This window comes from Methanophagales archaeon (assembly GCA_021159465.1).
In the GTDB taxonomy this organism is placed as follows: domain Archaea; phylum Halobacteriota; class Syntropharchaeia; order Alkanophagales; family Methanospirareceae; genus G60ANME1.
On the sequence record JAGGRR010000176.1, the window covers coordinates 1 to 24,194 of the forward strand.

Consider the following 24,194-nt stretch of genomic DNA (forward strand, 5'->3'; position numbering starts at 1 on the left):
TTCTTCAGCTTCTTATCCTTTGTATGTTTTATTTCGATTTTACCTTCTTTTTTATCCATTCTTTCACCTCTTTTAACCCTGATTCTCCTTTTGCTAGCTGCAACAGGAACTTAATTACTTCTTCTTTTTCTATTTTAAATATATATCCATTATCCCTTAATAATATATCAACCAACTCGAAGGCAATCCTCTTGTTTCCATCCACAAAAGGATGACCCTGAACGAAATCCCTTAAGATGAGGGATGCAACTTCAAATAGGTCTGTATCCTCTTCTTTTATTACTTCACCCTTCACCCGTTCAATCGTGAACTCAATCAAACCTTTATTCAAAATACCAAACGCATCTCCAGTATTTTCGATTATATCATCATGAATTTGGGGTGCACCACTAAAAGTAGACAGTAAGTTAAGAAATAAAAAGAAAGGGGGTGCAACATATGAAAAGAAGGAAAACCTCTACACGAGGGACTTTAAAATCTCAGTGATTAGAGAAGTTGAGATGGGAAAAAACACTCGCCCAGGTGTCACGTGAGAATGGGATACATCCATCCCTCGTGGTGAAATGGAAGAAGGAATACTGTAAGGATCTGGAAAATGCCTTTAGTGGCAACGGAAGAGCATATAAGTGGCTCAGGCAATCGAAGACCTGACCGGGGAATGTCATACTGGACATAGACGTTAGAAGCGAAATACCAAGAATCACCGTGGAGTTCCCCGCATACGGATACAGACGGATAACCGCCGAACTCCGGAATCGTGGTTATTCGGTGAACCATAAACGTGTACTCAGTCTCATGAGAGAAGACAATCTTCTTTGCGTTCGTAAGGATTTTAAGCCAAAAACCACAGATTCCAGGCACGATCCCAGGGTCTATCCCAATCTTGTGAAGGGGTTGAAGATAACCCGATTGAATCAGGTATGGGCTTCCGATATCACTTATATCCGTCTATCGGGCGAATTCGTCTACCTGACGGTAATCATGGACCTTTTCAGCAGGAGATGCATCGGATGGAATCTGGATAGAAGCCTTCACACAGAACTGGCGTTAAAGGATGTATACAACAAAAAGAGGCTACATTCTGCCATAGGGTGCCGCTTTCTCATAGACTTCGCGAAGGAGGTGCGTGCATCAGAAGTTTTAAGTTTTAAATACTGTTTCTTAACTTTAAATAGTTGTATACTAACAAGGGTGCACCCCAATCGGTCTGCTTGCTCGGTGAAGACTTTTGCCCAACGTAAATGCGTGTATCGGTTGGCATTTCCCTCTTCAGCCTGCTAACGAAATAGCCGCCATAGCAGCCGATTCTGTCGAAGAAGAGGTACTTGAAGTATCCGGGGGTCGATAAGCAGGATGCAGCCCTTGAGCCAGGGTCTCAATCGAAGTATTTATTACCCACCTTACCACTATTGAAAGTTAGATTTTGTTCGTGTACTTCCATTCCAGTTCCGTACCATTTTCGATGGTGACCACATAGTACTTCTCATACAGCGAGAAATCAGCGAGAGTACCTATTCCACCAGTGGGTGGTGTTATTCTCCGGAGGGAGAGTATCGGAAGGTGCACATGGTTCATAACTGAACCGCTCTCCTGTTGCATTGAACACAAGCCTATCACCAGCGGTCAGTACACCCACGATTAGCACTCCTTTCGGCTCTTCGGCTCTATATTCACTTCACTACCCCGCACCGTATTGTTATACAATATGGCAGTGTCTATCGCGGCACATAACTTGGAAAAGTCCATGGGTATCCTGTAGAAGTGCTACGCCTCGAGCACTTTTGTGGTTTGAGGCACCTGTGTAGCCATAAAGATAGTGAACGAAGTCACGAGGATACCGACAATGAGTACGAATCTGAGTGCGGTGCTGAAAGCTTCCTCTCTCGCTGTTAAAAACTCAAATTTACTGCGCCTGCTATTACTCATTTCCAGAGCAAAAATTGCTCGTTTACCATTATAAAAACTGACGATAGACGTCAATCAACTTTCAGGTTCTGGTAATAGAGATTTGAGGGTTTGAAACTTTTTCTATTCTATTCTATAATGAGATTGTGGGATAGGTAACAGTAACGATAACATTAACAAAGAGTGAGGGATGAACCAGAACCAGAGCCGGACATGGCAGATAAAGGAAGCGGTGGAGGATGCACTGAAGAGAAAGAGAACGTCGCAACCCACTCTCTATATGCTCGGGTCTACCGATGTGGGGAAGACCCATACAGTGATAGAGATCGCGAATATGTGCTATGATTGGGGGTTGCGGGTAGCAATAATCGATGCAGATGTGGGTCAGAGCGACATCGGACCTCCGTGCTGTATAGGCATGGGTATGCTCCATAAGCGGATAATGAACCTTCATGAAGTGGAGCCTTACAGCCTTTATTTCGTGGGTAATACCTCACCCTCCGGCTGCACCAACGAATGTCTGCGTGGCATCGCTGCCGCTGTACAGGATGCTAAAGCGCACAATCCCGATATTATCCTCGTGGACTCCACAGGGTGGATAGAGGGCGAAGAAGCCCGTAACTTCAAATTGCATGAGATAACACTGGTGAAACCTTCTCTTATCATCGCTATCGAACGTGATGATGAACTGGAACCTATTCTCAGGTTGTTGCTGTTCTACTCAGATAACCATAACGATAAGGATAACTGCCCTATACTTCCGGTAATACTAAGGTTGCATGCTGACGAAAGAGTGGTGTGTCGTACGAGAGAGGAGCGTCGGCAAATGCGTGCTTATTCATACAGGAGATATTTCAGGACTGCGAAATACCGTGCCTTCCCTTCTATTCTGATTTCTGAGCATAATTATCAATTTGAGCCTGGCAGGCTGGTGGGGCTTTTTGACGCCCGGAAGACTTGTCTGGGTCTCGGGATATTAATGGGTGTGAATGATAGTCGCGTGGTCATATTCACACCGGTGACTGGAGAAGTAAGTGAGATAAAACTCGCTCGTGTTAAACCTGATTTATAGAGACGATATGATATGAGCAGCAATAGAAGTAGCATTGATGATGATATAAAACAAATTGAGGATGAAATCCGGAGAACGCCCTACAATAAGGCTACTTCTCATCACATCGGACGCCTGAAAGCGAAACTGGCACGTCTGAGGGAGCGCAAGCTGGCAAAGGCAACAGCAACAGCAACGGGTAAAGGCACAGGCACAGGTTTCGATATAAAGCGAGCAGGCGATGCCACTGTCGCTATGGTTGGTTTTCCTTCTGTTGGAAAATCCACATTGCTCAATCGTCTAACCAATGCCAATGCCGAGGTCGCTTCTTACGATTTCACCACTCTCAGGGTCATTCCCGGTACGCTCCATTATAAAGGTACTCGCATCCAGATACTCGATGTACCCGGACTAATACAGGGTGCTTCTTACGGTCGTGGCAGGGGCAAGGAGGTCATTTCGGCATTACGAAACGCCGATTTGATCCTCTTCATCCTTGATATAACCAATAACGCGGTGAAGCAACATGAGATATTAGCGAGGGAGCTATATAACTCCGGCATCAGAATCAATTCCAGACCACCAAATGTGAGCATCCATAAATTGAGCCGTGGTGGAATAAGAATCGAGAGTACAGTGGAGGTTGATGAGGATTTCATTCGTGCTGTACTGACAGAATACAGGATACACAATGCCGAGGTTATTATAAGGGAAAGAGAACCAATCACACCTGAAGAGTTCATAGATGCCGTTATCGGTAATCGCAAATATCTCGATGCAATCACAGTGATAAACAAGATAGACCTCGCTGAGCCTTCAATGCTTGAGAGTATCCGCAAACGGTATCCTGATGCCGTCTTCATCTCTGCCGAAGGTAATATCAACCTTGAAGCACTAAAAGAGAGAATTTATGCTGCACTGGGGTTCATACAGATATATATGAAGCCCCAGGGCGCTCCTCCTGATATGCATAATCCTCTGGTCTTGAGACGATACTCCACTGTCGCCGATGCCTGTGCCGCGATCCATCGCGATTTCTTAGCTAAATTCCGCTATGCTCAGATATGGGGACGTTCGGTTAAGTATGCGGGGCAGCGTGTAGGGCTCACTCATGTACTCGCGGATGGTGATATTGTGAGTATAGTGCTCCGAAGATGAAATAAAAACGAAGGTCTCAGGCATACAATATACAGTTATACAGCCCTGAAAAGGCAACTTTTATTCTATAAATGCGTATAAGATAATATAAATGTGTGCACGGACGATGGAAGTTACCTGTATTATTTTGCCAAAGAGGCTCGGGGAGCGATTAAGGGAGAAAGTAGAACAGAAGAGAGAGGCTATTTGTCTGTGGAATTAGGAGTCGAACTTGTGCGTAACAGTCTAAACGAGGAGTTAGATCCCGAGGATCTTGTGGAACACTACCAGGCTCTAAGCGAGAAATATCTCGCAGATGCGAAGGAATTCTTAGATAAAGATGTTTTAGTTCAGGTATCAGAAAAACTGTGGGGTGCTGTGAATAAAATTTATTTAACTAAGTGTCTATGCTAATATTTTATTTGGGGACAGTTCCAGGTGAGAATGAGAGAATAACAAATAATATTATTATCATGGTGATAAAATAGAAGATATAGCATGTAGCGTGCCGCCGTAACTCAGTTGGTAGAGTGCCCGGCTGTTAACCGGATAGTCACAGGTTCGAGTCCTGTCGGCGGCGTAGGCGTAAAGCCTCTTCCAACCTTAGCTTGCCAGTGTATAAAGCACTGCCTATCACCACCCCACTGGCACCTGCTTCTTCTATCTGTGCTATGTCTTCCACTGAGGTTATCCCCCCTGATACCACCACAGGCAGGGTAGTATAACTGAGTATCTCTTTTATAATAGCGATGTTTATACCCCCCATCAAGCCTTCGACATCTATATTCGTGAAGAGGAGACTGCCTGCACCTATATTTGATGCCATCTTCACCGCTTCCCTCGCTTCTATCCCGGTTACCTCGCGCCAGCCGTCTATCGCCACCTTACCATGGCGCACATCCAGGGCGATCATCACCCTCCGTGGTGAGAACTCATCGGCTATTCGTCGCACAAGTTGAGGTGATTTAAGCATTGCAGTTCCGAATATTATCCTCTCAACACCCAGGTTGAGGAGCCGAAGAGCTGCTTTATAACTCCTGATCCCTCCCCCAACCTGAATTTTCGCGCGCCCTTTTACCTGCCTCACTATCTCGGTGATGATCCCGAAGTTATCATAACCCTCCTGAAGAGCCGCATCCAGGTCTATTATGTGCAAACGTGATACGCCCAGGCTGAGCCAGTGAAGCGCAATCTTCACAGGGTTCTCAGCGGAGAATAGCACTGCATCTCTCTTACCCTGCTGCAATTGGACACATCTGCCCCCTTTCAGGTCTATCGCGGGTATGATTTCAAATTCAAGTCCCATTGGTATTAGTATTTTATTATTAGTAGGAGTAGGGATTGGAGATATAAAAATGAGGGTGAGAAAAGATTAGAAGCCTTTTTTTATAAATGTTGCTATAAATAGGGAAATGGAAATGGAAGATGAAGAACTGTTACATGCGGAGGTGCGATATTTCAATTGCAGATTGTCGGAGGTAATAGAACAGAGAACACGCAGCAGCAAGAGTGGTAAGATACTATCTGACGCACTGAATTATATAAGAGATACCGGAGGTAAGCGACTTCGTCCTATCATCTGTATGCTCGCGGCTGAGGCGGTTGGGGGTTCACGTGAGAAAGCTCTCTCCACTGCTATTGCCATCGAATTATTACATAACGCCACCCTTGCTCATGATGATACTATAGATGAGAATAACATAAGGAGGAGGAACCCATCCAATCCTGCGAGGTTTGGAGCGAAGAATGCAATATTGATGGGAGACCTTCTGCTTGGATTCGCATGTGAGATGCTGGCGGAATGTGGTGAGCCCGAGGTGGTGAAGGTAGTGATGAACGCACTCGCAGACATAGCTCTGGGGCAGTATCAGGAGTTCATGCTCCGATTACGGGACCTGAGCGAAGTGACAGAGCGAGCATACATGGAGGTTGTGGAATTGAAGACTGCTTCAGCTTTTATGGCAAGTGCGGAGGCGGGCGCTATGCTTGGCTGTGGCGGAGAGATAGAACTTGAGAATCTTCGCAATTATGGTAAGAACCTGGGTGTGGCATTCCAGATTCAGGATGATATACTTGATATCTGCGGTGACCCGGCGAAGACAGGGAAACCAGTGGGGCTGGACATAAAGAATAGAGAACGAACTATTCTTGTGATTCACGCATTAAATCACTCCAACGATGTGGATAGGGCATATATAGAAGGTATCATGTCAGGTACTGGAGAAGTCACCAGTTCGGATATAGAGCGGGTCAGGGAGATATTTATCAACTCGCATTCGATAAAATACGCGATTGCACTATCAAGAGGGCTAATACTGGATGCCAAAAGCAATTTAGAGAGCCTGGAAGATACAGAAGCGAGATATAAACTGCAGCTAATCGCTGATTTAGTGACGATGAGGATAGAAGAGCAGGCGCATGAGGATTATTTGAAATACTGAGGTCTGCTCTGCTCGTCTCCCTCTCCACCTTTCTTCATCTCCCTCTTTCGCGCGAAAGCGAGATGTTTCTAAAAATTCGGGATTTGTTATTATGTATAACTTTTTATATCACCAAAAAATCTAAAAACGTTTTAATCTTTATTTTCAATATCAGAAACTCTGGTTGGCAATATAAACTCAAATTCAGGCATATAAGGCTTAGAATAGCAAAAAACCTGCGTAAAAATGGGATAAAACTGACAGATGATAGTCGAACGGTATCAGGGGAAATAGGGAATGTTTTTTACCTGCCAGATTGGGAAAAACTCATTCCAGAGGTAGCACAGCATGTGGTGAACTTCAGTAATATGGTGAATGGTACGATTACGGGTAGAGTGGCTGTAAAGTATGTAAAACTGAATGTATCCAACTATGAATGCCCAAACTGGGCGATAGAGATAGGAGAAGTGAGCTGGGATTATGGGATTCCGGAACTCAGTAATATCGCACAGTGCCTATGATTATATCCATTCTCCTGTACTACTATTTCTATTATCATCAGTAAAGAGAAAAAAGGAGCTGAGCTAACAATGGAAACAATGAACGAAATGGACGAGCTGATCCTTTCTGGGAAGTTCGCCTATGGCAGAGCATTTGAGGATAGAGAGGGGTACATAGTTATAAAGGATGGCGCAATAAAAGAGATAGGTGCAGAAGCTGGCGTGGATGGTGCGATAAAAGGTTTCATTATTCCCTCACTCATCAATGCACACACGCACATTGGCGATTCCGTAGCGAAGGAGCCGGATTTCATGCCATTGGAGGTGCTGGTAGGTCCTGGTGGGTTCAAAGAGCGAATACTGGCGGAGACACCCTATGAAGTGCTGCTGAATGCGATGAAAGATACAATAAATGATATCTTTTTGTGTGGGGCACAGCTTTTTGGCGATTTCCGGGAAGGCGGTCTTATAGGTGTGAATGCATTAAAAGCGGCATTTGAAGCGAGTGGTATGAAATTAAGGATGAAGATGAAGATATTTGGTAGACCAGGACCAGGTAATGGTGTGGCTGGTGATGCTGATGCTATACTTGGGGCTGTGGATGGAATAGGAATGAGCAGTACCGCGGATTGTAGTCGGGATGTACTCAAAGACCTGGCAGATGCGGCACGTAACTGTGGTAAGGTCTTTGCACTTCATGCTGGAGAACGAAATACTGCTGATATCGAGGATGCGATAGAGCTTGAGCCAGATTTTATTGTGCATCTGACGAAGGCGTCACGGAAGCACCTCCAGCGGATGTATGATAAGGACATTGGTGCGGTGGTTTGCCTTCGGTCCAATATAGTAACGGGCGTGGGAGTGCCCCCGATACGCGAGATGCTCGATTCTGGCTTGATTGTGGGTGTGGGCACTGATAATGTAATGCTCAATTCACCAGACATGTTCCATGAGATGGAATTCATATCGAAGCTCCTCAGACTTGATGAGCACGAGATATTGAAGATGTGCACGTGGAATTCAGCCCGGATACTGAAGGAGGATAAGGTAGGGTTGATAGAGGAGGGTATGAGTGCGAATCTGGTAGTAATAAGGGCGGATACCCCGAATATGAGGGGCGTAACTAACTGGCTGAGAGGTGTGGTGCGAAGAGCGACACGCGCGGATATAGGAGCGATTTTATACGAAGGTAAACCTTATTTATATTCACGTACCCAGCTCCCAGGATTCTAAATATTCATGCTGCTCGGGTGTCAGTTCTTCTACCTCTATACCCATTGACTTCAGTTTCAATTTCGCTACCTCCTCGTCTATCTCAGCAGGAACCGGATATACCTCTTTATTGAGCTGTTCGTGGTTCTCAACGATGTAGCGCACACACAAAGCCTGATTTGAGAAGCTCATATCCATCACCTCAGGCGGATGTCCGTATGCGGCAGTGAGATTCACTATTCGTCCCTCTGAGAGCAGATATAGCTTCCTGCCATCTTCAAGCCGATATTCATCCACATTATCTTTTATCGGGTGTTTCTCAACTGCTAACTGCTCCAGCTCCTTCACATTTATCTCGACATTGAAGTGCCCGGTATTGGCAAGGATAGCACCATCTTTCATTAGCCTGAAATGCTCGCTCCTGATAACCGAGATATCGCCGGTTGCTGTGATGAACAGGTCACCTATCTTAGCCGCTTCTCGCATTGGCATTACCCGGTAGCCGTCCATAACGGCTTCCAGTGCTTTACGCGGATTCGTCTCCACTACTACCACCGAAGAACCAAGTCCTTTCGCTCTTAATGCCACGCCACGTCCACACCAGCCATAGCCAGCCACCACTACCACTCGCCCGGCAAGCAGTATATTGGCTGCATTCATTATTCCATGCAGGGTTGATTGCCCGGTGCCATACCTGTTATCAAACATCTTCTTCGTCTCTGCATCGTTAACTGCGATAACAGGAAAGCCTAACTTCCTATCCCGTGCTCTCGCACGATGCCTTATCACACCCGTTGTGGTCTCTTCACACGCACCCTTTACTGAAGAAGCCATTCCCGCAGCATGAACCGCTGTGATGCCATCACCACCATCATCAAGTACCACTGTGGGTTCTATCTTAAGCGCTTCATTTATGCAGTTGTAATATTCCTCCTCAGTCTCACCTCGAAATGCATATACGCTTATACCACTGGCAGCCAATGCAGCCGCTATATCATCCTGTGTAGAGAGAGGATTGGCAGCCGTTAACGCCATATCCGCACCACCGGCTCTCAATGTCAGTATAAGATTCGCAGTTTCCACAGTGACGTGGAGGCATGCCATTATCTTCACATTATCCAGTGGCTTCTCACGCTCGTATCGCTCCTTTATCATGTTAAGAACAGGCATTCGCCCTCTTATCCACTCTATTCGCTTCTTTCCTGCTTCTGCGAGCTTTATATCGCTAACTATATAATCCTGCGTCATAGAAGCAAGGTTATGACGTCCACTATAAAAAGGTTTTTATTTTGCTATGATTTACCGAGGAATGGAGAGTAAGAGAAGAGAAGGAAGAGGAAAGGAAAAAGGGGAGATGATAGTAAAGGAGATAATAAAAGAGGAGGTTTTAACGCTTGCGGAGGCTAAAGAGATACTGGTAACTCTCACCGAGCGGATGAAGGAGGCAGAAGGAAGGGAGGAAGAAGAGGTGAGATATGAGCAAAGAAAAGCGCTTGAACACGCATCAAAATTCGCTAAGCTCGATGTAGAGGATTCGAAAGCGCTTATAAGCGATCTTATGAAGTTAAAAAAGATGAATAATAATATCGCAGTTCGGATTGCCGATTTGATGCCCAGGAGCAAGAATGAAGTGAGGGCGATCTATGCAAAGGAGCAATTTACACTCTCAGAAGAAGACATAGAGGAAATACTCGATTGCATAGCACGATATATATGAGCATTGAAGCGCCGGGTTCGGGTTTATAGAGAAGTGGAGAGGGATACGGGATGAGAGGGCATGAGAAGCGGGGGCGGGCAGGTAGACGGAGTATAGATAAGAAACGTGAGACTTATGCGCGTGTCCTCGATTATCTACCCTATGGACATCCTGATGATAAGCGCCCGGTATATCAGAAGAAGCCGCTTGTACAGGCGGTAGGCGAGGAGAGGTTTGTTCTGATGGAGTTATCACCAAAGAAGAATAAGATACCCGCAGTTCATGACAGGGTGTATATAGGGGAAGGAGAGCGGGAAGTGATAGACCATGTGGTGAAGAAGCTGAAGTATGAAGACTTAACACAGACGGCGAAGCTGGAGCTGAGGTATGTGATTGAGGAGATAGTGAAGGCAAATGAAGCTCGATTCATAAAGGTATTCAATAATGCGAAGCCCATCACCACACGATTACATACACTTGATTTGTTCCCGGGCATAGGTAAGAAACTGATGTGGGCGATACTGGAAGAGCGTAAGAAGGGAGAATTTACAAGCTTTGAGGACCTCGCAAATAGAGTTAAAGGGCTTTATCATCCCGAGAAGATAATAGCGAAGCGGATAGAGGATGAGATAATGGATGAGAATGTGAAATATAGGATATTCACCGCGTGAATGCGGAGGGTGGGATTTGAACCCACGTATCCCTGCGGAACAGGATCTTAAGTCCTGCGCCTTTGTCCAGCTCGGCTACCCCCGCCAGCAAGTGCGATACCGTAATATTATATATATTTAAAGAAACTTTGGCTTAAAGGGATTAAGTAATGATAGCGAGAAGCGAGATAGAAGAAGTTCTGGTAGATTATGACCTTGATAAGGTAATTGTTGGTGTGCTGGGGTCGCATTCGGCACTCGATGTCTGTGATGGAGCGAAGGAGGAGGGTTTCAAGACCCTTGTGATTGCAGAGAAGGGCAGGGAAGAGCTATATACGAAATATTTCATACGCAAGGAGATAAATGGCTTGCAAAAGGGTGTGGTGGATGAGAACCTGGTTGTATCCCGGTTCGCGGATATGATGAGCGATACGATACAGGATGAACTCAGGTCCAGGAACACGTTATTCATTCCAAATCGCTCATTTGTGGTGTATACGGGCATAGATAACGTTGAGGATAGGTTCAAAGTGCCGCTGGTGGGTAGCCGGGATATGCTCAGGATAGAAGAGAGGGAGGAGGAGAAGAGTTATTACTGGCTATGCGAACAAGCAGGTATACCAACGCCGGAGGAGTATAAAGCTGAAGATATAGACACCCTGGTGATGGTGAAGCTGCCACATGCAAAGATGCGACTCGAGCGAGGGTTCTTTACAGCAAAAGACCGCGCTGAATACCGTGAGAAGTCGCAGCGATTGATACAGAAGGGCATAATCACCGCTGATGACCTCGCGAATGCACGAATTGAGCGATATGTGATAGGTCCAGTATTCAACTTTGATTTCTTTTATTCGCCAATAGACGATGAATTAGAGCTTCTTGGCGTTGATTGGCGCTTCGAATCGAATCTTGATGGTATGGCGCGGATACCGAGGACACAGGAATTGCCGGAGAAGCTGAGAGATCCATTAATGATAGTGGTTGGACATGCATCTGCGACACTGAGGGAGAGTCTTCTTAACAGGGTGATGCCAATAGCGGAGAGGTTTGTGAAATTTGCAAAGGAGGAGTATTCCGCAGGTATAATAGGTCCTTTCTGCTTGCAGACGATTGTAGATGAGAATATGGATTTCTGGGTCTATGATATCGCTACCCGAATAGGTGGGGGGACGAATATACACATGTATAGTGGGCATCCATATGGCAATGCACTGTTCAGGACTAATATGAGCTCAGGTAGACGGCTCGCACTGGAGATAAGACGCGCTATTGCACTGGATAAGGTTGATAAGATAGTTACATAAGAAGGGGCTATTTGGTTGACTACAACAGTTTTGTGCGGGCACGCTCTCGGTTGTCACCCTTGCCGTCAGCCAGACCCTCGATACCTTCCTCCGCATCGCTGCCCTGCGAGCGCCGAACGTTCATGGTGAGTCTGCTCCCTTCCGGGCCTAAACCGGTATCCATGACAAAGATATGGCAACGAACCCTCCGGTTTGCCACCATATCACCGACGACCCCGCAGGACGATGTCTCATCGTAGTGCATCGAGCTGGAACTGACGACCAGAGTGCCTCCCTCGAGCTTCGCCTCTCGCATATCGGCGTTTTCGAGTGGCAGAGGACGCCGAACCCTCCAGGCTAGCCCGCACAATAAAAAGTATATAACGTTCTTTAAAAAAATCTTCACTTATTTGGTTAAAGGGACTCCATCGCGCATACTTCCCCCTTCCCTTCTCGCGAGGAAGTACCATCTATCTTCAAGTCCAATCGCTTCCCCAGCTCCTTGTATCTGTTCCTTATAGTAATCTCAGTCGTGCCCATAGCATGGGCTATCTCCTTCTCAGTGCGATATTCACCACCGAGAATGGCGGCGATATAAATTGCTGCTGCCGCTGTCCCTATAGGTCCCCAACCTTTCGTCGCAATCTCTACACCCTTATCTTTCTTTATTATATCGATTGCTCTCTCTCTGATTGCAGGACTCAATCCAAGCTCGGAACAGAATCTTGGTATAAAGAGTGAAGGGTCAGCAGGTGCAAGCTTAATCTCCAATTTCCGTAACAGGAAGATATAAGCTCTTCTTATCTTCTTCAATGGACTCCTCGAGACTTCTGCTATCTCTTTCAATGTTCTTGGAACGTTGTATTGCCTGCAAACGATGTATAGCATAGCAGATACCAGCTCTTCTATACTCCGCCCTTTTATCAACTTCTCCTTTGCCGCTCTCCTGTATAAAACAGAAGTAGCCTCTCTGATATTCGCTGGCAACTTAAGTGCACAAGCCATTCTATCAATCTCAACGAGTGCAAATGTGAGAGTCTTCTCGTTACTATCTATATTCACCCAACGCACGCGTCTTATCCCCGGAGGCATTACTGGCGTTGGCGTGCTCAACCCCTTATCATGTATCCGGTAGCTCATACCAGGACCCGTTCTTGTTCGCCTGGAAGCTTGCTCGGCATCGAAAGCACGCCACTCTGGTCCTATATCTACAAGATTCTCCGCTATTACCATGCCACAATCGGCACAATAAAGCTCTGCATGCCTTGAATCTGACACCACGTTCTTTGACCCGCATTCAGGACAGTTCCTTATCCTATTTGTCATCTCCTATTCACCCCGGGCATTCCCCCCTCTAACCCATTATATCCAATCGCTCTTACTATACCCATTCCCGCGTAACATATATATGTTTCCCTTATAATAAATATAATTCCCCTTATAACAATTATAAATCAGGTGGGAATGAATGAGCGTTGAAATTTCTATCTGCATGGCAAATGAATTTTTGATGGAGAGGATTTTTCAGAATGAAAGAGATATTGAGGTCAAAATTCAGGGGTGCGCTGATAGGTAGTGCTGTGGGAGACGCATTGGGCGCACCGGTAGAGGGCTGTACAATGGAAGAGGTCAGTTTGGCTTATGAGAACGGTTGGGAGTTGAAATCGGGGCACTATACTGATGATACAGAGATGATGATAGGGGTTGCGGAATCATTGATAGAGAGGGGGGGCTTTGATGGTGCTGATATGGCGCGTAAGTTCATACAGAATTATCATGCCTGGAGACATTACGGACCTGGAACAAGGGTGGTTTTTGAACTACTCGCAGCAGGAGTGAGTTGGGAAGAGGCATCAAAGAGGGTATTCTATGGAAAAGGCTCGTATGGTAATGGAGCCGCGATGCGAATCGCGCCCATCGGGCTATTTTATCATGATGATGTAGATACGCTATGGGATATAGCATATAAAGCAAGCCATATAACACATTCCCATGTGCTTGGTAAAGAAGGTGCAGCTATCCAGGCTTATTCCGTCGCTCTTGCACTTTGTGGGCAGAGAGAGGGGATGTTAACCTATCTTGGAGCGCGAATAAAGGAAGGGATATACAGGGATAAGATATCAAAGATAGAACAGCTCATGGATGCGGATAGAGAATTGTTGATAGAGGAATTGGGCAATGGAGAAGCAGCATTTAATTCTGTTCCCACAGCTATTTACTCATTTTTACGTTTCCATACCTTCTCTGATTCTGTTATCTATGCAGTTAGTTTGGGAGGGGATACCGACACCATAGGGGCAATGACAGGCGCGATAAGCGGTGCTTATTACGGTGAAGAGGCGATACCTCCAGAATGGTTGAGTGCGCTTGCACAGAATGAGAGCAGGAAGGGGCTGCGTTATATAGGGTGGTTAGGGGATGAGTTATATCGTATCAAGTTTAATATCTGTTGATAATAATTTACATCATAAAAGAAGTTTTACTCTATGAAGGTTTTCTTATTTAAATAATGAAATCAAGGATAAGGAAATGTGATATATGTGGGGAATACACATTGAAAGAGGTATGTGCGAGGTGTGGTGTTCCGACGAGGAACCCATTGCCTCCCAGGTTCTCCCCCAAGGATCCGTATGGTAAATATAGGAGGATGATGCGATATGGAAGAGATAGAAGTGCATGAACTGAAGAGGGTGAAGATGAAGGAGCCGATATTAATAGAGGGGCTCCCGGGTGTAGGAAATGTGGGTAAATTGGTGGCTGAGCATATAATCCATGAGTTGCATGCCGAGCTCATCATTGAGATATATTCATGGCATTTCCCACCACAGGTGCTCGTAAATAACGATGGTACCGTTCGTCTGTGCAAGAATGAGATATATGCGTGCAAATCAGGGAAGCATAACCTGCTGATCCTCACCGGTGACCAGCAAAGTGTTACGAACGAGGGACATTATCTCATTGCCGAACGGCTGCTTGAGCTCGCGCAGCAGTATGCTGTATCCCGTATATATACGCTGGGGGGATATGGAATAGGTCAACTGGTGGAGCGTCAGGTGGTACTGGGAGCAGCGAATGAGCCTGAACTGGTAGAGGAGATGAAGAGATACGGTGTGGAATTTAGAGAAGAGGAGCCAGGAGGTAGCATTGTTGGCGCTTCTGGACTTCTCCTGGGTCTTGGTAAGATGAGAGGTTTCCCGGCTGTATGCTTGCTCGGACTCACATCCGGTTATCTTGTGGACCCAAAGAGCGCTCAGGCGGTGCTAAAAATTCTCTGTCAGGCATTAGACCTTGAAATAGACATGCAAGCTCTTGAAGACCGCGCGGAAGAGATGGAAAGAGTGGTTGAGCGGTTGAAGGAGATGGAGCAGGCGCAGATACCAAAGCGAAGAGAAGAGGAACTGGGGTATATTAGATAGAATCTGGCGTGAGAACTTTAAGTGATGTGGGCATTTTTACCACATCCCCTATTTTTATTCCCACTACATAATCCAGGTCCCTCTCCTTCGCAAGGTCCACTATCCTCTGTGTTATCACACCGTCAAATACAACACTCTTTGCATTCTCGCTTGTATCCTTCAACTCCTTTGCAAGGTCCCTTACCGTCGTTTCTTTCAGTATATTCCTATCCTGATCCAGGAATCGTGCCTTAAATGTGCCTTCAAGCTCCTGCAGATGCGATTTGAAATAATCCACCATCTTGTCTCCCTCCCGGGTCTTTTTTCGCTGTATCACCTTCGCCGGCTCCTGCTCCTGTGGCTGACCCGTTTTCTTCTCTCTAATGTGATTCAACTGCTCAACTGGTGTTTTATTATGTAACGCTTTTGATATCTCCTTGTATGTCATATCCTCTACACTTCTACCCTCCGGGGATATAGCGACATAATCAACATCTGCTACCTGTAATAGCTCCTTGAGAATGAGCTCACCACCTCTATCGCCATCGAAGAAAGCCGTTACCGCTTTCCTCTTGCTCAACTTCGATATCACAGGTGGTATATTCGTCCCTTCCACTGCTATTGCATTTTTGATACCATATTTAAGCAAATTCAGTACATCCGCTCTACCTTCAACAATTATAATGGCATCAGAATCCTCTATGTTCGGTCCCGCAGGCAAGCCTTTATAAGTTGTTATCTCCTCCATCCGAACTGCCTGCTTCACTTCATTCACCATCATGTCACTATCTATATTCTTCTCGATGACCTCACGCATTATCTCTTTCGCTCGCTCGGTTATCCGCTTTCTCTTCGCCGCTCTGATATCCTCTACTTTCGTCACTTCTACATGTGCTACACAGGGTCCCACACGGTCTATGGTCTCGAGTGAAGCGGCAAGTATCGCGGTTTCTACCTTGTCCAGACCTGAAGGGATAAGGATTTCTCCAGATGATTTACCACCCTTAGAATGGATATTTACCTCTATTCTCCCTATCCGACTGCTCTTCTGCAGATCTCTCAGGTCCAACTCTTCGCCCAATAGCCCCTCTGTCTGTCCAAATATTGCACCCACCACATCTGATTTCTCAACAAAACCGTCAGCTGTGATGTTAGCGTGAACTACATATTTCGTTGTATCTATATCATGCATCTTATAACCCTCCTCTAAATTCCTTTCTTCTTTCTCCTTATCTTCTTTTACCATTGCATTCTTTTGCAATTTCTACATTTACAGTCTAACTGTTATAATTAATATAGTAAGATAAAAATAAAAAGCTATCAAAAGAAGAATTTTCGGAGGCTTATTATATTATTAAAGTTTAATATTCTAAACCTTCAACCCCTGCAGAATGGCGATGAATAATGCTGCTACGATCAGATCAGCGGAAGAGCCGGGGTTTATCCCCGCTATTATCAGCTCATGGTCAAATTCCTCCAGCTCCTCGCGCCTGTATCCCCTATCAACAATACCCTTCGCTCGTTCCTTTACGTATCTGCTCTTCTCAGCTCCAAACTTCATTTTGACGAAGGTATCCTCCTCTTCTGCCAGCAGATTAAGATAAGCATGTGTTATCGCCTCATTTAGGGGCTTATCGCGGATAAAATCAGCTATCAGCGCGGCATACCTGAAGGTTTTCTCAAATCCGCCAACCAATTCCCGCGATATCAGATCATAAGGGGCAGAAATGGTGAGTATATCAAAGAGGGATAGCTGCTTATTTCTTATCTCTTCTAATGACGCTTCGTTCATCACATCAAGCTCTGCTACATCCCTCCTCACTCTCACTTTCGCCACCGGGAATGCCCTGTATAATTCTATTGCATCTTCCACATCGGTGTTCCGCATGATCTCACTTGCTCTATACTTCAATACAGGGGTGGCGCAGCTATCAGAAGCACCCGCAGCCATTGCTAAAGGTATCAATAAGAGTAGCGCACCAAAGTGCGTGTTCCCACCATGCTGCCACTTCACGCTCTCCTCCACTCCCTTCCTTATCAGTTTACCCACTCCCCGCCCCTTTCGCATTGCCGCTTCCCTGAGCACGGGGTAAACCGCGACCGAAGAAGCGAGAAATTGCTCGTAACTCGTATCTATGAAGTCATGTGTCCGGTCTACGTTACCGGGTTTTGGATACGCGGAGACTTCAAGAAGCAATGCCAGTTGCGCACTCCTGGCAACCTGGTCTTCATCCATTTTCCTCTATTTAATGATTCATATTTTTAGTAACGCCAATATCCAAAACCCACTTTGCTCCAGTTCTGAAAATCTCTGCCCCAATACTTACTTCGATCCTGGAAGAAATCCCTGTTTCTGTTTCTGTTCCTGTTCCTGCTTCTTCATCAAATTGTATTTCGCTTAGATTGTCCTCTAATATCTTTAGCATCAGAGTTTGATATCCAATTTCTTGCCGGATTTTTCTACTTTCTGAAAATATTACCGCGATAATCTGCGAAGTACTGCCGTTTATCCTCTCGCTAATTTCACTTCTGGTTCTTCGTTGTTCAATTAATAACTCATGAACTTTCTGTTCTAAATTTTCTATGTCTTTCTTACGAATAAAGTTATTCATTTTATTTTTAAATTTCAAATTGTTACTTTCCTTTATAAAAGTTCGTTCCCCAATTTTTGGATATGCTTAGTGAAGGGAAAAAGCATAATCACTACTATCAGCGGCTAATTGCTTCTATCTGTGCATATATCTGCTTATCTCTGAAATGCTTTATAGAAATCGCACCTGATGGGCATATCGCATTGCAAGAACCGCATCCCTTACACACAACCTCGTTCACACTCATCGTGCCCCTGTCCTTATCGAGCTTTAAGGCTCCAAAGGGGCATATCTCTTCACATATCCCACAGCCAGTGCACAGGCTCACGTCTACCTCAGCCACAAGTGGTTCTATCTCCACCTCACCCTGCATCAGCGGTATCGAAGCCCTCATCGCTGCACCAACTGCCTGCGCAACACTATCAGGGATATCCTTTGGCGATTGACAGCAGCCCGCGATGAAGATGCCGTCTGTGAACGTATCGAGGGGTCGGAGTTTTGGATGCGCCTCCATGAAGAAGCCATCTCCACTCCTCGTGAGCTTCAGTATCCTTACGAGTTCTTCAGTTCTCTTAGCTGGGACGATGGCAGTAGCAAGAACCACCAGATCCGCTTTTATTTCTATTGTTCTACCGTCGCTACTCCTTGTTCTTACCACCACACCGCTTTCTCCCGCTTTCTCTTTCTCTTTCACCACTGTCACCGGCTCTTCAAGTTCTTTCCTTATATACTCCACACCCTCTTCCCTAACACGGTTGTAAAACTCCTCAAAACCCTTGCCAAACGCTCTCACGTCGTTGTATAGCACCCGTACCCGCGCATCGGGAATCTTCTCCCTTACCAGGTGCGCCTGCTTCGCTATGTACATGCAGCATACACGAGAGCAGTATGGAGTCCCAATTCGTGGCTCAAGCTCAGACTCTTTCTCTCGCTCTCGCTCGCGAGAGCCCACACAGGATATGAAGACCACTTCTTTCGGTTCTTTACCATTTATCACTATCTTGCCGCCTGTGGGACCTGAAGCGACCGAAAGCCGTTCAAATTCCAAGCCAGTCAGGACTTCCTCATATTTATACCCATATTCCGGCAGTTGAGAGACATCGAGCAACTCGTAGCCCGTAGCAACTATGATGGTTCCCACTTCTATCTCCATCTCCCGCTCCTTCTGTGAGAAGTCAATTGCGTCAGCGGGGCATGCATCCACACATGCTGGCGATTTACCACATTTACCCTTCGTTATGTATAAGCATTCTTCTGCATCTACTGTATATACTGCAGGCACAGCCTGAGGGAAGGGAATGTAAATTGCACTTCGCTTCGCTAACCCCATCTCAAATTCAGCGGCAATTCGACCACGAAGCCTGCATGCAGATGCGCATTCACCACAACCTGTGCATTTATGCTCGTCCACATATCTGGGCTTATTCCTTATCTTCACCCGGTAATTACCTATATAACCGTTTACCTCCTCTACCTCTGAATAAGTGAGCAGGTGAATATTCTTGTGACGTGCGACTTCTACCATCTTAGGCGTGAGTATGCAGGAAGAGCAATCGAGGGTGGGGAAAGTCTTGTCAAGTTGAGCCATGTGCCCACCGATAGAAGGCTCTCGCTCCACTAAATAGGTCTCAAATCCCTTATCCGCAACTTCAAGAGCGGCATAGATACCCGATATACCGCCACCAATCACCAGCGTTCTGGGTATAACGCCGACCTTCTTCCGTTCTAACGGAGCCAGCAATGCCACTTTGCTCACAGCCGATGCCACCAGGTCTTTCGCCTTATCTGTAGCACTTCTAACATCGACATGAACCCAGGCACATTGCTCTCTTATATTCGCCATCTCGAAGCAATATGGGTTCATACCTGCATCTTCACATGCCTTCCTGAATGTAGGCTCGTGCATCCGGGGCGAGCAAGAAGCAACAACCACTCTATTCAATCCGAACTCCTTTATATCACTCTTTATCAATTCCTGACCAGGATCGGAGCACATGTACTGGTAATGCCTTGCAACGACCACCCCGGGTAATCCAACAGCAAAATCGGCTACATCGGCTACATCCACCGTCGCTGCTATATTCACACCACAATGACAGATATAGACACCTATGCGTGGCTCCTCTATCTTGTTCACCATTACTCTTTTATTGTTATTATGAATACGCCAGCAAATTTAATAGTATCTTCATGCCAAAGATGCCGGTGAGGGCAACAGGAATGAGAATCATACCGGTGAATGCATTTTTTGTCAGCGCATTGAGTTCCTCGTCCTTCAGGTCCCTTTTATGGCGCACCACTCTTAAACTCTTTGCCGTGTATAATGCAGGCAGTATAAGAAGCATAAGCCCGTAATAGGGGATATTGAGCCATAAGAGTGGTATGAACGAAACCCATGAGCATATAGTCAACGGCAGATAAAGGGCGATAGTTTTACGCTTACCCAGTCGAACTGCGAGAGTCCTGCGCCCTATCGAGGCATCACATTCAAAATCCGGCAGTTCCCGTGTCAATTTCAACTTGAATACATCTATCATCCATGGTAGAGCTACTATTGTGGGAAGCCAGCTCACATGACCCGCCTGGAGGTAATAACCACTGAATACCGTCAGCCAGCCAACGCCGACAGTTAGTGCCAGTTCACCCCAGCCGATATAAGAGAGGCGGGGTCCCCGCGAGTATGAGTATGCAACAATGATACCGAGAACTCCAAGCGGCAGGGTTAGCACACCGGTGTGAAGAGCATACCTCAGGATTAGACTCAGTGGTATAGCAGCCACCAGGCACATATATGCACCCCTAACTGCCTGCTTCACTGATATCAGTCCGGACTCAAGCGCGTTGAAGCGTCCACTGACCGCGGTGGAATGCAATGAGCTCGCACTGCCACTACCGATAGTCTTAACGTGGAATTGGAGCCCTTTACCCTTACCCTTACTCTTATCCTTACTCTTCAAATCGGTATATACACTGCAAGCATTGAGTACGAAGCAGAAATCGGTGAGTAAAAATACGGCAATGAGCGAGCACACGAGCACAGGCAGGTTAATATAGGGAACGGGATATTGATATTCACTCCATGCCAGGACAGAACCCATGATAAAAGGTATCATAGTGGTTGTGAATTTTGGAAAACCTGATAGTTCCACCCAGCCAATAAATGAATGTTTGAAGCCCATCTCTTATCTTATCACCTGCCTTCGCCTCTATCTCTACCTCTTAATATCGCCTTCATCCGGTCACGTTTATATAGCGCCTTCTCAACTGCGGAGTCCACTTTCCGCTTCATTGCTTCAAAAGCCTCTCTCGATACAGCCTCGCCCACTGCTTGCTTCACCGGCGTATATGCAGATTCACGGAATTTGGGTGTGAAATCCCTGATTTCACCATCTATAACGAGTTCTGCACCTTCGCCTGACTCCACTCTGCCAATCTCGTCCATTCTGACATCATTATCTGCTGCAATCGCTTTTATCTCATTTGCTACATCCTCAGGGCATATAACAAGGAGCGCATCCAGAGATACACCCAGATAATCAATTCCGTACCGCTCAAGCATCTCAAGAACCTTAGTATTCACCAGAGCCCTGATTCTCGCTTCATTGAATACCAGTTTCACCGATGACACCTTCGCAATCTCATGTGCATCACCTCTGATTCCACCATTGGTGACATCTGTCATTACATGGATTCTACGTGTTATACCAGCCTCGATGAGTGCCTTACATGCCACTAAGAATTTCACATTCAGCGTCTCTTTTACCACTTCATACTCGCCGTTATACAGTGCCGCAGTTGATATTGTACCTCCACCTGCGCCCTCACTCATCAATATCACGTCCCCTTCCTTCGCATCCGCTCGCGTCACAACCTCGCTGGCAACTCCAACAGCGCCAACGCAGCCCGTCATACGCTCTCCTATTACCACATCGCCACCTATCCTCAATGTCGAGCCCGTTATGAGTGGCACGCCAGTGGCATCGGAGACGGCAGTGATACCAGCAATATGGTCAAATATCTTACCAACATCGCCATCATCTGCCACGTGAATATCGGAGAACAGGGCAACAGGCGAAGCGCCCATGACATACACATCACGAAGAGCTGCACGTGCTACATGAAAGCCTGCAATGAACGGGAAATCGCTCAATCTCGAATGCATGCCATCAACAGTAACGACGATGAATCTATGTTGTCCCGATGCGGGTACCTGTACCACGCCAGAATCGCTCAAAGCGGATGAATCAACCACTGCGTCTGTTACGCCTATCAACTCTCCTATCTTCTCATGGACGTAAAAATCACCTGCACCACGCGACCCGACACCGAACTCACCCATGTGCACGCCTGACTCAATTGCACCAAGCAGTTCGTCATCTATCTGCAATGTCCTCTTAGCTTCCTCAAGTACGGCTTTCGAAAGCCTGTCCAGCGAGTCTGGATGTATACCCGGCTTAATTTCCTTTATGCGATTGCGCAATTCCGCAATTATAACTGCGTCATCCCTGCCTTCTCTCAGCTTCCTCTTCACAAAACCCTCTATATCCATTATAATTATTTATCGCTTACAAGCTGTAATTGTAATGAGAGTTGAGTTTCTGGTTATATAAGAGTTTTTCTTTAAAAAGTGGGTGGACTGAGTTAGTGAATAACTCATGGTTATAGTTCTATTCGCTTTTTCTTCTTCACCTCTATGACTTTTCCATTCTCGTCTAACAGGAACTCGAGTAAAATCCTATCCACCTTTGACGCTTTTGGGTTCCAGGCCCTTCCACATACCCCACATTCGACATCACTGCCTAATTCTAAGGCGTACCAGCTTGCATCTGCATATGGCGCTCCACAATAAGGGCATAAACTGACGGTGACATCTAAAAAGGCTTTCTTTTGCTTCATTTCCAACTCCATCTCCATGAGTTTAAAAATATGCCCTCGGGTTTTAAAAAAGGGTCGTGGTGTTTGTGTTTTTCTGTAATGAAAGAGCTGCCTTCTATTGCGTCAATTGATGAAATAGAGTTAAAAGATGAGCCTATTAACGGGTATGAGGATTTCGAAATAATAATTAGCTCAGAGGGTGAAAAGACTTCTGTTACCCCTGTGGATACTGCAATATGTGAGGAATGTGTGAGGATTGCCTCGCTGAATATACAAATCATATGGACAGAAGATTTCATGCACAAACAATTTCCTGTCCATGATGCGGTCCGAAATACATGCTTTATGGGAGAGATAAGGAAATAGTGGAGGAAAGGGACCCAATAAAGAGTTTTGCACGGCTAATTGACGAATGGGCGATAGGGATAGCAAAGAGCTGGGGAGGGATGCACATTATATGCAAATTTGACCAGGCAAATAGGCTGGGGAAGCTGTATGGAAGACAAGCCAAACCCTTCGCAGTAATGTTCAGGAATTTGGGTGCGGTAAAGAAATACGCAGAGCTAAAAGAAGGAGAAGAAAAATTGGTGACATCTGCACACCGTCCTATTGTGCTTTTGGATAAGAACCCATCCCTGAATGATTTAGACGATATTTCGCCGGGATTAGGAAATACCGGTATATATTTACCATATTCAGGATTTAATTATGTTCTGTTCTATTATCTGGACTCAGACGGAATTATAATGACTTCGGCAAATGTTCCAGGAGAGCCGATGGTCATTCGCAATGAGGATGCTTTCCTTCTTAAAGCCGATTATTTCCTTTTACACAATCGAAAGATAGTGAACAGGATTGATGACTCTGTTGTTCGCTGTTAGGGTGGTAATTTTTTTTCTTGAGGAAATCCAGAGATTTTATTCCAGCTGGTATGAAAGTTCCGTATAAGGATAGAGTTTTGTCCCTTGGTGCGGGAGAAAATGTCTCATTCAGCATCTCAAAAGAATAACAATCTTTATCCAAGTCAATACATTGGGAATACATTTCATTATCCAACATTGGAATTCTTGGCATCGAGCAAGGAGCAAATGATGGGGCTTTTAGGTCTGAGGATGGATGAAATTGATGCGATTGGGGCAGACATGCATCCACGGTATTCAACGAGGAGATATGGTAAAAAACTGACGGAAGAATATTCAATTGAATTGGTGGAGATTGCAGCGGATACCTGCGTCAGCAATGACATTCCATATATCGGAATAACGGGTGGTGTCTCGTATGATATCCCAATTGTTAGAATGACTGAAGAGCTGGTAAAAGAGAAAGGGTTAATGTTTTTAACTCATGATAGGATACCTAATGGTGATGAGGGGATTTCAATCGGACAAAATGTTGTGGTGGGGCATTTAAACAAACTTTCTCACAAGGAAAGTTTGGTCAAAGAAACGAGGTTTTTTTGAAACATGTGTTTAGCAATAC

The 24,194-nt window shown here is 45.7% G+C and carries 29 protein-coding genes, 2 tRNA genes, 1 other RNA gene and 2 pseudogenes; 18 read left to right on the forward strand and 16 right to left on the reverse strand.

Annotated elements, in window-relative coordinates; translation table 11 throughout:
• Positions 1-28: 28 nt before the first annotated feature.
• Positions 29-403 carry a type II toxin-antitoxin system death-on-curing family toxin gene (locus tag J7J01_07795; protein ID MCD6210772.1) on the reverse strand — a complete coding sequence of 125 codons (375 nt, stop codon included), beginning with the start codon at positions 401-403 and terminating at the stop codon, positions 29-31.
• A gap of 92 nt (positions 404-495) precedes the next feature.
• Here J7J01_07795 and J7J01_07800 point away from each other — a divergent pair, with 92 nt between their 5' ends.
• On the forward strand, positions 496-651 hold the full coding sequence (locus J7J01_07800; GenBank protein MCD6210773.1) for a hypothetical protein: 156 nt from the start codon (positions 496-498) through the stop codon (positions 649-651).
• Between the two features lie 12 nt (positions 652-663).
• A pseudogene (locus J7J01_07805) lies at positions 664-828 on the forward strand (transposase).
• 425 nt (positions 829-1,253) lie between these two features.
• Here J7J01_07805 and J7J01_07810 read toward each other — a convergent pair.
• From J7J01_07810 to J7J01_07820, 3 genes and pseudogenes are all read right to left on the reverse strand, one after another.
• Positions 1,254-1,388, reverse strand: a pseudogene (locus J7J01_07810) (IS4 family transposase).
• Positions 1,389-1,416: 28 nt separating this feature from the next.
• Complete coding sequence (locus tag J7J01_07815) at positions 1,417-1,599, reverse strand: hypothetical protein (GenBank protein MCD6210774.1); 183 nt, start codon at positions 1,597-1,599, stop codon at positions 1,417-1,419.
• Between the two features lie 165 nt (positions 1,600-1,764).
• A complete protein-coding gene (locus J7J01_07820) occupies positions 1,765-1,926 on the reverse strand; it encodes a hypothetical protein (GenBank protein MCD6210775.1) in 162 nt (53 codons plus the stop codon).
• A 169-nt stretch (positions 1,927-2,095) separates the two neighbouring features.
• Here J7J01_07820 and J7J01_07825 point away from each other — a divergent pair, with 169 nt between their 5' ends.
• The 4 genes from J7J01_07825 (at position 2,096) to J7J01_07840 (ending at position 4,673) form a co-directional block, all read left to right on the forward strand.
• A complete protein-coding gene (locus tag J7J01_07825; protein MCD6210776.1) occupies positions 2,096-2,977 on the forward strand; it encodes a hypothetical protein in 882 nt (293 codons plus the stop codon).
• Between the two features lie 12 nt (positions 2,978-2,989).
• A complete protein-coding gene (locus tag J7J01_07830; GenBank protein ID MCD6210777.1) occupies positions 2,990-4,114 on the forward strand; it encodes a GTP-binding protein in 1,125 nt (374 codons plus the stop codon).
• Between the two features lie 93 nt (positions 4,115-4,207).
• Positions 4,208-4,507, forward strand: a complete 300-nt coding sequence (locus J7J01_07835) for a hypothetical protein (GenBank protein ID MCD6210778.1) — start codon at positions 4,208-4,210, stop codon at positions 4,505-4,507.
• A 93-nt stretch (positions 4,508-4,600) separates the two neighbouring features.
• Positions 4,601-4,673, forward strand: a tRNA-Asn gene (locus tag J7J01_07840).
• On the opposite strand, the gene J7J01_07845 is transcribed toward J7J01_07840, so the two are convergent.
• Positions 4,647-5,399: a 1-(5-phosphoribosyl)-5-[(5-phosphoribosylamino)methylideneamino]imidazole-4-carboxamide isomerase gene (locus J7J01_07845; protein MCD6210779.1), complete on the reverse strand. Its 753-nt coding sequence runs from the start codon at positions 5,397-5,399 to the stop codon at positions 4,647-4,649. The two genes, J7J01_07840 and J7J01_07845, sit on opposite strands and share 27 nt — an antisense overlap.
• Before the next feature lie 112 nt (positions 5,400-5,511).
• Here J7J01_07845 and J7J01_07850 point away from each other — a divergent pair, with 112 nt between their 5' ends.
• From J7J01_07850 to J7J01_07860, 3 genes are all read left to right on the forward strand, one after another.
• Positions 5,512-6,534, forward strand: coding sequence for a polyprenyl synthetase family protein (locus tag J7J01_07850; protein MCD6210780.1), 1,023 nt, complete (start codon positions 5,512-5,514; stop codon positions 6,532-6,534).
• Positions 6,535-6,863: 329 nt separating this feature from the next.
• Positions 6,864-7,034 carry a hypothetical protein gene (locus J7J01_07855; protein ID MCD6210781.1) on the forward strand — a complete coding sequence of 57 codons (171 nt, stop codon included), beginning with the start codon at positions 6,864-6,866 and terminating at the stop codon, positions 7,032-7,034.
• A gap of 69 nt (positions 7,035-7,103) precedes the next feature.
• Positions 7,104-8,246: an amidohydrolase family protein gene (locus J7J01_07860; GenBank protein ID MCD6210782.1), complete on the forward strand. Its 1,143-nt coding sequence runs from the start codon at positions 7,104-7,106 to the stop codon at positions 8,244-8,246.
• Here J7J01_07860 and J7J01_07865 read toward each other — a convergent pair.
• Positions 8,220-9,473, reverse strand: a complete 1,254-nt coding sequence (locus tag J7J01_07865; protein MCD6210783.1) for an adenosylhomocysteinase — start codon at positions 9,471-9,473, stop codon at positions 8,220-8,222. The genes J7J01_07860 and J7J01_07865 overlap by 27 nt on opposite strands.
• 61 nt (positions 9,474-9,534) lie before the next feature.
• On the opposite strand from J7J01_07865, the gene J7J01_07870 reads away from it, so the two are divergent.
• Positions 9,535-9,942: a hypothetical protein gene (locus tag J7J01_07870; protein ID MCD6210784.1), complete on the forward strand. Its 408-nt coding sequence runs from the start codon at positions 9,535-9,537 to the stop codon at positions 9,940-9,942.
• Positions 9,943-9,992: 50 nt separating this feature from the next.
• Entirely contained in the window at positions 9,993-10,592 is a 600-nt protein-coding gene (locus tag J7J01_07875; GenBank protein ID MCD6210785.1) for a DUF655 domain-containing protein, read from the forward strand.
• Between the two features lies 1 nt (position 10,593).
• Here the strand turns inward: J7J01_07875 and J7J01_07880 are convergent.
• Positions 10,594-10,677: transfer RNA gene (locus J7J01_07880), tRNA-Leu, on the reverse strand.
• A gap of 64 nt (positions 10,678-10,741) precedes the next feature.
• On the opposite strand from J7J01_07880, the gene J7J01_07885 reads away from it, so the two are divergent.
• The gene (locus J7J01_07885; GenBank protein MCD6210786.1) at positions 10,742-11,875 is read left to right on the forward strand and encodes a formate--phosphoribosylaminoimidazolecarboxamide ligase family protein; all 1,134 of its coding nucleotides are present in this window, start codon (positions 10,742-10,744) and stop codon (positions 11,873-11,875) included.
• A gap of 32 nt (positions 11,876-11,907) precedes the next feature.
• Here the strand turns inward: J7J01_07885 and ffs are convergent.
• Positions 11,908-12,222, reverse strand: an RNA gene (gene ffs, locus J7J01_07890) — signal recognition particle sRNA.
• Between the two features lie 46 nt (positions 12,223-12,268).
• The gene (locus tag J7J01_07895; protein MCD6210787.1) at positions 12,269-13,180 is read right to left on the reverse strand and encodes a hypothetical protein; all 912 of its coding nucleotides are present in this window, start codon (positions 13,178-13,180) and stop codon (positions 12,269-12,271) included.
• Positions 13,181-13,383: 203 nt separating this feature from the next.
• On the opposite strand from J7J01_07895, the gene J7J01_07900 reads away from it, so the two are divergent.
• Genes J7J01_07900 through J7J01_07910 form a run of 3 tightly spaced genes read left to right on the forward strand, consistent with a single transcriptional unit; the run spans position 13,384 to position 15,270 of the window.
• On the forward strand, positions 13,384-14,307 hold the full coding sequence (locus J7J01_07900) for an ADP-ribosylglycohydrolase family protein (GenBank protein MCD6210788.1): 924 nt from the start codon (positions 13,384-13,386) through the stop codon (positions 14,305-14,307).
• A 56-nt stretch (positions 14,308-14,363) separates the two neighbouring features.
• Positions 14,364-14,534, forward strand: coding sequence for an RNA-protein complex protein Nop10 (locus J7J01_07905; GenBank protein MCD6210789.1), 171 nt, complete (start codon positions 14,364-14,366; stop codon positions 14,532-14,534).
• Positions 14,512-15,270 (forward strand): proteasome assembly chaperone family protein, encoded by a 759-nt coding sequence (locus tag J7J01_07910; GenBank protein ID MCD6210790.1) that lies wholly within the window; start codon positions 14,512-14,514, stop codon positions 15,268-15,270. Before J7J01_07905 ends, J7J01_07910 begins: the two co-directional genes overlap by 23 nt.
• Here J7J01_07910 and J7J01_07915 read toward each other — a convergent pair.
• The 7 genes from J7J01_07915 to J7J01_07945 all read right to left on the reverse strand — a co-directional run bounded on the left by J7J01_07915 (position 15,263) and on the right by J7J01_07945 (position 22,742).
• Positions 15,263-16,495 carry a DNA primase gene (locus J7J01_07915; GenBank protein ID MCD6210791.1) on the reverse strand — a complete coding sequence of 411 codons (1,233 nt, stop codon included), beginning with the start codon at positions 16,493-16,495 and terminating at the stop codon, positions 15,263-15,265. The two genes, J7J01_07910 and J7J01_07915, sit on opposite strands and share 8 nt — an antisense overlap.
• Positions 16,496-16,618: 123 nt before the next feature.
• Positions 16,619-17,485 (reverse strand): triphosphoribosyl-dephospho-CoA synthase, encoded by an 867-nt coding sequence (locus J7J01_07920; protein ID MCD6210792.1) that lies wholly within the window; start codon positions 17,483-17,485, stop codon positions 16,619-16,621.
• Between the two features lie 10 nt (positions 17,486-17,495).
• Positions 17,496-17,861 carry a hypothetical protein gene (locus tag J7J01_07925; protein ID MCD6210793.1) on the reverse strand — a complete coding sequence of 122 codons (366 nt, stop codon included), beginning with the start codon at positions 17,859-17,861 and terminating at the stop codon, positions 17,496-17,498.
• Positions 17,862-17,958: 97 nt separating this feature from the next.
• The gene (locus tag J7J01_07930) at positions 17,959-19,980 is read right to left on the reverse strand and encodes a CoB--CoM heterodisulfide reductase iron-sulfur subunit A family protein (protein ID MCD6210794.1); all 2,022 of its coding nucleotides are present in this window, start codon (positions 19,978-19,980) and stop codon (positions 17,959-17,961) included.
• Between the two features lie 16 nt (positions 19,981-19,996).
• Positions 19,997-21,019 carry a prenyltransferase gene (locus tag J7J01_07935; protein ID MCD6210795.1) on the reverse strand — a complete coding sequence of 341 codons (1,023 nt, stop codon included), beginning with the start codon at positions 21,017-21,019 and terminating at the stop codon, positions 19,997-19,999.
• A gap of 11 nt (positions 21,020-21,030) precedes the next feature.
• Positions 21,031-22,389: a hypothetical protein gene (locus J7J01_07940; protein ID MCD6210796.1), complete on the reverse strand. Its 1,359-nt coding sequence runs from the start codon at positions 22,387-22,389 to the stop codon at positions 21,031-21,033.
• Positions 22,390-22,499: 110 nt separating this feature from the next.
• Positions 22,500-22,742, reverse strand: a complete 243-nt coding sequence (locus tag J7J01_07945) for a hypothetical protein (protein MCD6210797.1) — start codon at positions 22,740-22,742, stop codon at positions 22,500-22,502.
• 218 nt (positions 22,743-22,960) lie between these two features.
• On the opposite strand from J7J01_07945, the gene J7J01_07950 reads away from it, so the two are divergent.
• From J7J01_07950 to J7J01_07960, 3 genes are all read left to right on the forward strand, one after another.
• Positions 22,961-23,038: a hypothetical protein gene (locus tag J7J01_07950; protein MCD6210798.1), complete on the forward strand. Its 78-nt coding sequence runs from the start codon at positions 22,961-22,963 to the stop codon at positions 23,036-23,038.
• 42 nt (positions 23,039-23,080) lie between these two features.
• Positions 23,081-23,596 carry a Sua5/YciO/YrdC/YwlC family protein gene (locus tag J7J01_07955; protein MCD6210799.1) on the forward strand — a complete coding sequence of 172 codons (516 nt, stop codon included), beginning with the start codon at positions 23,081-23,083 and terminating at the stop codon, positions 23,594-23,596.
• Between the two features lie 99 nt (positions 23,597-23,695).
• Positions 23,696-24,175: a hypothetical protein gene (locus tag J7J01_07960; protein ID MCD6210800.1), complete on the forward strand. Its 480-nt coding sequence runs from the start codon at positions 23,696-23,698 to the stop codon at positions 24,173-24,175.
• Positions 24,176-24,194: the final 19 nt, after the last annotated feature.